Source organism: Shewanella scandinavica, from assembly GCF_031932065.1.
Lineage (GTDB): Bacteria > Pseudomonadota > Gammaproteobacteria > Enterobacterales > Shewanellaceae > Shewanella > Shewanella baltica.
The window spans coordinates 118,488-129,384 of sequence record NZ_JAUOES010000014.1 but is presented as its reverse complement, the minus strand read 5'-3'; the positions used below and the strand labels follow the sequence as shown (position 1 = coordinate 129,384).

Below are 10,897 nucleotides of genomic sequence, written 5' to 3'. Positions count from 1 at the left end.
TTCACGGGCTGAACACCATCATTTCACGTTAGCTTTTGGCTAAAGTGCTTTCTATAGTGTACTTGTAAAAATCGAACACTCAGTAAAATCGGCGTTTATAGTTTATTTTAGAGTTGCTTCCAACATAGCTCTAACATCGTTAGTTTCCCGCAAACGTTTTACGCCAAGCACTTGGGCTAACTTGAAAACGTTGATTAAAATGTTGCCTAAATGACGTTGCAGTCTGAAAACCAACCATTTCAGACACTTTTTCTACAGGAAGTCGTGTACTTTCAAGAAGCTCAAGGCTACGTTGCAGACGAGCGTTCACAAGCCATTTTCCAAATGACATACCGGTAGCGTTGTTGAAATGCCGAGTAAAGGTACGGCGACTCATAAATAATTGGTCTGCTAAATCAGCGATGGAATATTGTTTGTCGAGGTTTTCACGTAAATAATCCAGTAACCGATTGACCTCTGCATCTTGAGTTGATTTTGGGATGGGTTGTGCAATAAATTGTGCCTGGCCGCCTTCTCTGTGTGGAGGTACAACTAAGATGCGCGCAACTTTATTCGCTGTTTTTGTCCCATAAAAAGACCTCACAATATACAAGCAACAGTCTAAAGCGGCTGCAGTACCTGCGGAAGTGACTACACGGTCGCTTTCAACATAAAGTGCGTTCGTATTTAGCTTTATATTTGGAAAACGAACAGTAAAATCGTCCTCTGCCATCCAATGAGTTGCCGCTTCTTTTTCATCTAATAGCCCTGAGTAGGCTAATGCGTAAGCACCATAGCAAAGCCCCACGACCGTAGATCCTCTTTCATGAGCTCTAACCAATACTTCAGAAATATTGGAAGCAGGCGGACTTTCTAGGTCATGCCACCCTGGAATGACGACTATATCTGCCAACTCAACGAGTTCTAATCCACCATCAGGCTGGACTGTCATCCAATTGTCAGAGTGTTGTGGCTTACAATCAATTGACACGATCTTTAAGTCAAAAATGGGTTTGCCATCTGGCTGCATCGAAAAAACGGCTTGAGGCACAGCGACATGAAACACGCTGAAATGAGGGTAGAGAATCAAAGCGACAGTTGGTACTTGCATGTGCAAAGCGCTCCCAAGTGAATCGTCATATCATTATTTGGCCCAATTGTTTCGATATTTGTCACTTGGGTCAATATTCCATCTCGTAAATACCGAAGATAATGTCTCATATTAATCAACCGCCAAAGAGATACATTATGAAAAACAAAGCTATCACCATCCTATTTACCTTAGGGCTTGCAACCATCATAAATAGCACCAATGCATTAGCTGAATCGGCTCCAACGCTGCATTCAGAACCACAGCAGGTTCAGTTTCAGCATATTCGAAATGCAACATCTAAACTCACTTATGGTGACACAACATTTTTAATAGACCCTATGCTGGCAAAGAAAGATACCTATTCTGGTTTTGCCGGTACTTACCGTAGTGAAATACGTATACCAATGATCGATTTACCCATGTCAGCTAAAGCTGTAATTGACAATGTAGACGCTGTTATTGTCACTCACACACATCTTGATCATTGGGATGATGCAGCACAAAGTGTAATTCCTAAAACGATGCCTTTATTTGTTCAAAATGAAGAGGATGCAAATACTATTCGCGCTCAAGGCTTTAAAGATGTGCGTGTGTTAGGCATTAAAACTCAGTTCAATGGTATTAGTTTAACCAAAACAGGTGGGCAGCATGGCACGGATGAAATGTATGCAATCCCAGAGTTAGCTAAATTGTTAGGAGAAGCTATGGGGGTGGTGTTACAAGCAGATAATTACAGTACTGTATATTTTGTCGGTGATACCATTTGGCGTAATGAAGTGGAAAATGCTCTAAATGAATTTAAGCCTGAAGTAGTTGTTCTTAACACAGGTGATGCTCGTTTAGACGGCCTTGAAGGCTCTATTATCATGGGTGAACAGGACACACTTCGAACTATTAAGCATGCACCTCAAGCTAACATTGTTGCTGTACACATGGATACGGTCAATCACGCAGCATTGACTCGTAAAGAGCTCAGGGAGTTTGTGCAAGAAGAAGGCATTGAAAAACAAGTATTAATTCCTGAAGATGGTGAATCGTTGAAGTTATAAGTATAGCTTCTTAATTAATTAGTCGTGGGTAAGGAACAAAGGGGGATAAGTGAGTACTCGAAGTAGTGAGCGAGTGAATCACTCTACACCAGACTGATTCACGTCAGCCGCTAAACCTCGTCCTATTGCCCTGTTTGCGGCTATTCTGGGGCGGTTTTTTCCCTTTAGATGAATCAAATCTCTAGAGAACTGATTCATGTCCCTGTTATGCCTATTCCGACTGGTTTTATCGTTTATTGATTAGTTTGTAGCCAAACGAAGCATTGCTAATAGAATAGCTAATCCGAATCTGGCTCATAAGAGTGAATTATCTAACAAGGTTTTGTCCAAAAGCTTGCTGGGTATCTCCTTCATACAGACTGGTTACACTAGTGCCCAAAAGGTGAGCAATGGTGATTGGCGAGACGACCGTCCGCCCCATGGACGGGGCGGTCGAGCATCCAAGGACGGACTGGCTGCGAGTCGACGAGCGAATGCCATGGCAAGCCTGTGTGAGTGGATACCCGTAAACGCTAAACTTCTAACAACTGAAATTACTGCTCCCAAAACACTACTTTCCAACACATTTCTGTCCAAAAGTATATTGTGTAATCTTTTCAATCCACAGGTTCCGCTAATACCAAAAAAGTGAGCCATGGTGATAGCGAGACGACCGTCGCCCCATTGACGGGGCGGTCGAGCATCAAAGGACTGACGAGCGAATGCCATGGCAAGCCTGCGTTAATGGATATCAGCCAACGAATCTAAATGCTATTACTCACCTTTAGTGCATTAAATCTAACGCACTTCTGTCCAACATTGAGTTTACTGATAGTTGCTATATGATTTGAAAGCAAAAAAATATTTTTAAGGAAGAAATTTAAGTGAAATTTGAAGTTATTCATGAAGAAAATAACGCGATTGTGGATGCGCTGGTAGACGGCGTTAGGCAATTTAATGCTGGGCTATTAGGGCCTGAGAAATCAGTGCCTTTGACTGTCATAGCACGTGATGAAAATGGCAAGTTGATTGGTGGTGTGGGTGGCAGGACTATCTATAAAAACTTCTTAATCAATGTGGTCTGGGTTGATGACCAAACCAGAGGCACAGGGCTTGGGTGCAAACTCATGGCGCTTGCTGAAGCTGAGGCGAAACAGCGGGGTTGCTTGGTAGCTCAAGTGGATACCTTGTCAATTCAAGCACCTGTGTTTTATGAAAAACAAGGGTTTGAGATCATAGGCATAGTCACCACTAACCCTCAGCGCATCTTTCTGATGAAGAAGTATTGATCAAAAAAGCGATTGAGAAACAGACTGAATTAACACACTCAGCAATGGTCGAAATGGGCGTTTTGCATGCACAGTAGACCAATCTGCTCTTGGGATAAAATGGCGCACTCTAGCGCCTTTTTTGTATTCGCGCGGCTGACTTGCGCATCCGTCAGTCGCGTTATCGTCGCAGAATAGGCATTGGTTCGGCCACAATCGAGCCAAATATCCCCTACTTCGACCCAATAATGCTGCGCTTGCCCTGAATCGGAAACAAACTCGACTTCAAATCCCTTCGCCTCACATTCATGGTGGGCGCACTCAGATAAGACCAATCTCAAGTTGTCCCAAGCCGATAAATTGACTTCGGCATAGGCCGTTAATAGTGACTCAACAAATTGTACATTCATGTATTTATCTCCGTTATTTAACCTGAACTCGGGTTATTTACGCAGTAGAGATTGAATCCTTAATGTCTATCATCGAACAACTAAGCTTGGGTCTTTGCCGCCATTAAATAGTAATCCCGCGCTGACACAGTGAAAAAATCCACCACCTGCATGTGCGCTTTTCCCGAGTGGGCGGCAAAGGAACGTTCATTATCTTCGGCAATAAAGGTCAACATATAGCTAAAATGCGGAGCAACTTGGCGACGAATTTCACTGACTAATGCCTCAAAAATCCCTTGTCCACGGTAGGCTTGCTGCACCCAAATCGGCCCGTATTGGCAAGAGTTAGTCTTAGTTAATTTAGGCCCATCCCAATCGAGTTGCGGCAAACGATTCAACAAAGTGCGATAAATGGGCCAATGTTCGAAAAATCCCCAACGGCCGGCAATCACATAACCGACGATCTGCAGCTCAACCTGCGCCACTACGACCCAATGATGCTGCACTAATTCGCTCAATTCACTGTGGGAAAAAGCTTGCCCTTGCAGTCCCATATTGGCGGAAGCTAATTCGTCATTGAGATGTTTTTTCTCTAGCATCGCTAATAAATCAACATCTTGGGGTAAGGCTAATCTAATCTTCACAGTGTTCTCACGGCATAATGTTGGCTTTAGGCCCAATTTAAGGCCGTCAGTATACTCGGTTGGCTTAGTAGGCACAGCTAGAACAAGGTGCTATTTAGTGCCTTGATTTGCTAAATCCCCTTTTATTTCCCAAACTTAATGGATATCTAGCCCTAGTTAGGCGTTTGTATGTTGCCCGAGACCATCAATCCCAACCTGAGTTTACTTGATAGCGACAATCAGCAAGTGAATCTCACTCGCTGGATGCACCAATGTGAGCTAATCAACAGCTATTACAACGCTAACACGGTTTTTATATTCCAAAAGACCAGCGCCGGATTTGAGATCATTGTCAGTGCAATCACTGAAACAACACAATTTACCGCGGGTACTTTGTACCCCGCTGAGTTCGAACTTTTCCAACAAATCCAAAATAGCCAACCCGATGGCTTATATCACAACCTTGGCAGTTTTATGTTGGATGATTTACCACGGGATTTTGATGGCATTCAGCACATTCTCTCGCGCCCAATCGCTTGGCCCGATGGCAGCCAATTTGGCGCCCTGTGCGTACTCAACCCACATATGGCAGAGCCGCTAGCCAATGCCGCTATGCTCGAACCGTTTCAGATATTGCTGCAACAGGAATTGTCTCTGCTGTGCCAGAACCATCGCATTGAATCCCTTTCGATGCGCGATCAAGAAACCGGCATGCTCAATCATTATGGTTTTTTGATGATGGCGCCAAGACAGCTCAATTTAGGTCGCCGCTTTGGTGCCCATGCAGGCATCATCTTCTTTGAATTATTGAGTCCGGATAACGCGCCAGTCCCGCTTGAGGATAATCATCACAGGCTGTTGGGTAAGTTAATTCAAGATACGATACGGACCGCAGACGTAGCCGCCCACTACAACACCACGCAATTTGTGGTACTGGCCTTTGTCGATGGTGAACGGGATATTCAACATATTATGAAGCGGGTTGAAAAACTGCTTGAACAGCAAAATCATCTACTTAGACTCGATGCGAGCTACAGTTTTTTCACCCCGGAATCCAGCGCCAAACTCGCGCCCATGATGGAACTCGCGCGGGGTAAACTCGATTCAATGCAACCACCAAAGCCTGAGGTTGAAGACACGCCAGTTAAGCCCGCTATAGACTCAAGCTTATACGATAATCCCGCCGCAGATTCGGCGGCGCTTTAAGTTAATGAAGCAGTGATTTAACGAAAAACTGTGAGTTAGCGAAGCGATAGGTTAACCGAGCTTTGATTTAACGAAATGGCGATTTAACGAGTTTTGGGTTTAATTTGAGGCAGTACAAAATCACTTAGATTGCTCATCCTGGCGCTTCGCCCATTGGATAAACAGCACCACGGGATAGGGTGACATCAGGACCAATCCTAAGCCAATCAGGCTTGAGATCAGTAACATGCCGCTTATCTCTAGACTCCATTGCGTCAACATATAGAACCCAAGTCCACAAACTAGCATCAATACGCCTAACCAATGTAAAAACTTCAACAAATTCATAGTACTTTTAAATGTGTCCGACATATAAACCTCTTTAGATCTTTGATAAAACTTGTCACACTATGGCCATAACCATGGAAAAAGGAACCGTAACGATGTTAAAACAAACATTCATCTTAGGTGCGCTACTGTTGGGACTCACCGCCTGCCAAAGTACCGATATAGCCCAAAATGAGACCATTCCATTAGAGGGCAGCTGGCACATTGAGATGGTTCAAGGCCAACCGACTATCGATTACAGCCCAGCGCAAATCACCTTTGAGGCCGAAGGCAAATTACACGGCAACAACAGCTGTAATAACTTTTTCGGTCAATATACCCAGCAAGGCCAAGAGCTTAAGCTATCTCCTGCTGGTAGCACAATGAAAGCCTGTGTCGATGCGCTAATGCAGCAAGAGCACAAAGTCATGCAAGCAATGCCATTAGTGGCCAAAGCTAAGTTAGTGCAAGGTCGCCTGACGCTACTTAACAGCGACGGCAAGCCAGTGCTAGTCTTAAGTCAATTGAAGTAAGCCCTGTGAAGTAAGCTAACTGAAGTAAACTCAACGAGATAAGCTTCAGCAAAGTACAATTGACTCGCATAAAAAAACCGCCATTGGCGGTTTTTTCGTTCTACAACCAGCAACCGAAGACGACTAGACTTTAGCGCTTTGCTCAGCCGCGGTTTCGAGGGCGATATTCTGCTCGGCTAGCACGGCACTTTGCACCATATCGGCATTGTAGTGCTCCATATCCAATTCATCCTCAGATTTAGCAATCACAGTTGTCGCCACTAAATCACCGGATACGTTAACTACCGTGCGTGCCATATCCAAAATCCGGTCAATCCCAGCAATTAACGCCACGCCTTCCAAGGGTAAACCGACTGTCGATAATACTAACGTTAACATCACCAAACCCGCGCCTGGTACGCCAGCCGTACCAATTGAGGCTAAAGTCGCCGTTAAAATGATGGTGAGGTAATCTACCCAAGTTAAGTCAATACCAAAAGCTTGGGCGACAAAAAGAGCCGTCACACCTTGATATAAAGCGGTGCCATCCATGTTAATGGTTGTACCCAGCGGCAATACAAAACTGGAAATTTTCTTGTTCACACCTAAGTATTCGCTGGCGCATTTCATGCTCGCAGGTAAGGTACCCGCTGAACTAGAGGTAGTAAATGCCACAGCCATTGCATTACTGATCCCCTTGAAAAAATGTAAAGGATTCAGTTTAGAAAACATACTCAAAACAATACTGTAGAAGCCTAATACGTGAATAATGCAGCCAACGTAGACGGCAACAATAACCTTAAGCAGAGGGAGTAACATTTCAATCCCGTATGCTCCCGCCACCCAAGCCATCAATCCAAATACACCATAGGGCGCCAGCTTCATCACCATATCGGTTAACTTGTACATGGCTTCAGCAAGACTCTCGAACACTTTAATCGCTGGTTTTCCATGGTCACCGATCAACACTAAGGCAATCCCTAAGGCAACCGCAAAAACGATAACTTGCAAGATCTGACCGTTAGCTAACGCCGCGATAGGGTTGGTTGGGACTATATCAATCAGAGTCTGCATTACCGAAGGCACTTCCTTCGCTACATCAGAAACACCTGAGGGTAAGGGTAAATCAAGACCCGCACCTGGCTGGATAACATATCCAACGGCCAATCCAATACTGATAGCAATTGCCGTAGTACAAAGATAGAAAGTAAAGGACTTAAAACCAATCCGGCCCATCTTGGCAGTGTCTTCCATCGAAGTCACACCCACGATCAGTGAACAAAACACTAACGGCACAATCAACATCTTAATAATATTGACGAATAAGGTTCCAATCGGTTTTAACACCGTCGCTTGCTCACCTAATACTACGCCAACCGTAATTCCGAGCACCATACCGACTAGAATTTGTAGCCACAGAGGCACTGACATCCAGTAGGACCATGTACGGCCTAACATTGATGACGTTTGTTTTGACATGTTAATAACCTTGAATTTGAAATGAAGAACGGGCGAATGCCTATCCTTGGCTGGCACTAATTTATTCCCCAAATTAGCTGAGCGCAGAGTCTAGCATAACGGGCAAAAATCTAAGGATGATCTGTATCACGTTGATGCCAACCGCCGTAAAACCAGCCAAATATGCCAACGACATCGACCAACGCGACTGCATACTTAACCTTTATATTAAGCATCAAAATAGACTGTCACCATAACAGGTGCAATTTGCTGACGATAAAGCGCTGCAGGCGGTTGCTCACGTTCAATCAAATAACTCCAGTAATCGTCATCAAAACCACTGAAAATAAAGTCAGACTTACCCTTAGCTTTCAAGATCAACCACCACCAAACTAATCCCCATAAACCAAAGCTCAATAAAGTGAATACAAAGTGTAAACGATGATTAATTTTCTCATCAGCACCAAGCTCAAAGGCAGGTAAAACCTTAAGCTTATAGCGGCGTGTCGACTTAACGAATCCCATCATTAGCTCACTTAGTTCAAAAAGGGTACTAGAGATAAGCCTAGCAGATAAGACTTTAGTCGTACAAAAATCCGCAACAACAAATAATATCAGTGCCAAACCTGCCACTGCCGAACTCGTTATCCCACAATGTTCCATGCTAAAGTGAGCCACAAAATGGTTGTTCACTAAACAAGAGCGGTATTACTCAATAACCGCCTAGGAGTTGTTGTATGTTGATCCGTAAAGCTAAGGCTCAGGACCTCAGTGCCTTAGTCCAATTTAATCAGGCGATGGCCCAAGAAACCGAAGGCTTAGCCTTAGATGAAGTGACACTAACCCGCGGTGTGGGCACGCTACTTGAGAGCCCGCAAAAAGGGTTTTACCTCGTCGCCGAAATTGAAGGTGAGATAGTCGGCTCGCTTATGGTGACATTTGAATGGAGCGATTGGCGCGCCAAGGATTATTACTGGATCCAGAGTGTGTATATTCGCCCGCAAAATCGTCGCCAAGGCATTTATGGCAAGCTCTACAGTGAAGTCAAACAACTGGCCGAAGCCAATGGTGGCGCCGCCAGCTTCCGTTTGTATGTTGAGCAAGAAAACCTCGCCGCCCAGCAGACCTATCAAGCATTAGGGATGAAGCAGAGTTACTATTTAATGTACGAAGAAAAATAAGTGCTTCAATAGCTTATTCACAATAAAAAAGGATCGGGCCAATGGCACGATCCTTTTTTTACGAGTCACGATTCAGATTAAAAGCCTAACGCTAACTCCTCGTTAAGCTTCACTGCACTCGCAAAACTTAACGGAAGAAACCAAACAGAATCGCCGTCATCGCCAGTAAACCTGCAATGATCACTAAGATATTGCTGATACGGCCACGATAGGCTTTTAACGCTGGCACTTTATACACGGCATACATAGGCATCAAGTACAGGATAGCCGCGATAATTGGGCCGCCTAAAGCTTCAATCATGCCTAAGATACTTGGGTTGATCACAGCCACAGCCCAGATAGTGACAAACATAAAGCCTAGGATGAACTTGTCGATCTTAGTATCAGTCACTGATTTGCCGCTTGAACGTAACTGCTTAACAATCACCCCTTTCATGCCTTCTGTCGCGCCCATGTAATGGCCGAAGAAAGAGGACACAATCGCGATAAAGGCGATAAACGGACCAAAGTAGCTTACAAAACCACTTGAATGCACGTTGGCGAGGTAAGACAAAATCGGTAAGTTCTGCGCTTTCGCTTCTGCCAATTGGGCTGGTGATAACGACAGCACACAAGAGAACACAAACAACATCACAAAGCCCACTAACATCATCGAAGTGTTACGTAAAATCACGTCGGCTTTACGAGAAGCATTGGCGCCATGATCACGTTTTAGTGACACAGAGAACTGTGAAATCGCAGGAGAATGGTTAAAGGCGAACACGAGCACAGGAATCGTTAACCACACTGTACCTAAAAATGCACCCGCTTCTGGCACAACTTGTAAGGCATCCATTTTCCATTCTGGGATCAGGTAGATAGACATAAAGGCCAAAATACCCACCAGCGGATACACCAGTAATTGTGTCACTTTCAGCATGAACTTTTCACCCGCAACCATCACAGCCATCATACCGAGGATCAATACACCCGATAAAATAAAGCGTGGTGGCGAGGCCATACCTAATTGGTTGACGATAAAGCTATCAACAGTGTTAGTAATGCCCACACCGTAAATTAATACAATCGGGTAGATAGCAAAGAAATACAGTACGGTAATGGCCTTACCTGCGCCAACACCAAAATGCTCTTCTACGACTTGGGTAATGTCGCTACCGGGAATGCTTGATGAACAAACAAAACGAGATAAACCTCGGTGAGCAAGATAGGTCATAGGACCGATAATTGCCGCCATTAATACCAAAGGCCAAAAGCCGCCCATTCCCGCATTGATGGGTAAAAATAAAATTCCAGCGCCTACGGCAGTGCCAAATAAACTCAACATCCAAGTCGTATCTTGGCGAGTCCAAGGTAAGTGTTTCGTTGAATCTAGATTCTGTGTGCTTTGAGGTGTTCCAAGAACACTGGTCGCATCTTTTTGCATATAAAAGTTACCTTACGGTGTGACTAGCATAATAAATTCGCGCTAAGGATAACCAAAAAAAGCCCATAAAAGTTGATCTGACACGGCTTTATGTAAGGGAATTTCATAATAAACTGATATTGAGATCTAGATCGCTGATTTAATGTAATAAGTTTTCAATGCAGCAGCAAAAAACACACATAAAAAACCGCTTAACGACACAATATTTTCACCTCAAACCAAAGCCAGTGACATAGCATAAGCGCCGAGAAAAACACCGATTCGGAGATAAGTCACAAAAATCAGCAAAACATGATCCAGTACCGCATATCGATAGCTAGAGTCGATCAAGATCACATCCGCTAATGTTAAATTTTTACAAGTCGCTATCAGTTGTAAAAGCGTATAAAAAACGGCTCACTGCGGAACCAACGCCGGAGTGAGCCGTTAAC

12 protein-coding genes are annotated in these 10,897 nt (G+C 44.2%); 5 read left to right on the top strand and 7 right to left on the bottom strand.

What is annotated here, in order from left to right; translation table 11 throughout:
* Positions 1-139: 139 nt before the first annotated feature.
* Positions 140-1,090 (bottom strand): GlxA family transcriptional regulator, encoded by a 951-nt coding sequence (locus Q4Q50_RS13710; protein WP_311899753.1) that lies wholly within the window; start codon positions 1,088-1,090, stop codon positions 140-142.
* Between the two features lie 137 nt (positions 1,091-1,227).
* Between Q4Q50_RS13710 and Q4Q50_RS13705 the strand changes: the two genes are divergently transcribed.
* The gene (locus tag Q4Q50_RS13705) at positions 1,228-2,121 is read left to right on the top strand and encodes an MBL fold metallo-hydrolase (protein WP_311899751.1); all 894 of its coding nucleotides are present in this window, start codon (positions 1,228-1,230) and stop codon (positions 2,119-2,121) included.
* 863 nt (positions 2,122-2,984) lie between these two features.
* Positions 2,985-3,389 (top strand): GNAT family N-acetyltransferase, encoded by a 405-nt coding sequence (locus Q4Q50_RS13700; RefSeq protein WP_311890935.1) that lies wholly within the window; start codon positions 2,985-2,987, stop codon positions 3,387-3,389.
* A gap of 38 nt (positions 3,390-3,427) precedes the next feature.
* On the opposite strand, the gene Q4Q50_RS13695 is transcribed toward Q4Q50_RS13700, so the two are convergent.
* Entirely contained in the window at positions 3,428-3,778 is a 351-nt protein-coding gene (locus tag Q4Q50_RS13695) for a hypothetical protein (protein ID WP_311899749.1), read from the bottom strand.
* Positions 3,779-3,858: 80 nt separating this feature from the next.
* Positions 3,859-4,401: a GNAT family N-acetyltransferase gene (locus Q4Q50_RS13690; RefSeq protein ID WP_311890937.1), complete on the bottom strand. Its 543-nt coding sequence runs from the start codon at positions 4,399-4,401 to the stop codon at positions 3,859-3,861.
* Positions 4,402-4,569: 168 nt separating this feature from the next.
* Between Q4Q50_RS13690 and Q4Q50_RS13685 the strand changes: the two genes are divergently transcribed.
* Entirely contained in the window at positions 4,570-5,586 is a 1,017-nt protein-coding gene (locus tag Q4Q50_RS13685; RefSeq protein ID WP_311890938.1) for a GGDEF domain-containing protein, read from the top strand.
* A gap of 120 nt (positions 5,587-5,706) precedes the next feature.
* Here Q4Q50_RS13685 and Q4Q50_RS13680 read toward each other — a convergent pair whose 3' ends face one another.
* On the bottom strand, positions 5,707-5,937 hold the full coding sequence (locus Q4Q50_RS13680; protein WP_300479054.1) for a hypothetical protein: 231 nt from the start codon (positions 5,935-5,937) through the stop codon (positions 5,707-5,709).
* A gap of 71 nt (positions 5,938-6,008) precedes the next feature.
* Between Q4Q50_RS13680 and Q4Q50_RS13675 the strand changes: the two genes are divergently transcribed.
* A complete protein-coding gene (locus Q4Q50_RS13675; protein WP_300479052.1) occupies positions 6,009-6,425 on the top strand; it encodes an META domain-containing protein in 417 nt (138 codons plus the stop codon).
* Positions 6,426-6,548: 123 nt separating this feature from the next.
* On the opposite strand, the gene Q4Q50_RS13670 is transcribed toward Q4Q50_RS13675, so the two are convergent.
* Both Q4Q50_RS13670 and Q4Q50_RS13665 read right to left on the bottom strand, forming a co-directional pair.
* Positions 6,549-7,883 (bottom strand): dicarboxylate/amino acid:cation symporter, encoded by a 1,335-nt coding sequence (locus Q4Q50_RS13670; RefSeq protein WP_106651526.1) that lies wholly within the window; start codon positions 7,881-7,883, stop codon positions 6,549-6,551.
* 207 nt (positions 7,884-8,090) lie between these two features.
* The gene (locus tag Q4Q50_RS13665; protein WP_106651527.1) at positions 8,091-8,387 is read right to left on the bottom strand and encodes a hypothetical protein; all 297 of its coding nucleotides are present in this window, start codon (positions 8,385-8,387) and stop codon (positions 8,091-8,093) included.
* A 212-nt stretch (positions 8,388-8,599) separates the two neighbouring features.
* On the opposite strand from Q4Q50_RS13665, the gene Q4Q50_RS13660 reads away from it, so the two are divergent.
* Complete coding sequence (locus Q4Q50_RS13660) at positions 8,600-9,043, top strand: GNAT family N-acetyltransferase (RefSeq protein ID WP_006080323.1); 444 nt, start codon at positions 8,600-8,602, stop codon at positions 9,041-9,043.
* 127 nt (positions 9,044-9,170) lie between these two features.
* On the opposite strand, the gene Q4Q50_RS13655 is transcribed toward Q4Q50_RS13660, so the two are convergent.
* Positions 9,171-10,466: an SLC5/6 family protein gene (locus Q4Q50_RS13655; RefSeq protein WP_220591045.1), complete on the bottom strand. Its 1,296-nt coding sequence runs from the start codon at positions 10,464-10,466 to the stop codon at positions 9,171-9,173.
* Positions 10,467-10,897 lie beyond the last annotated feature (431 nt).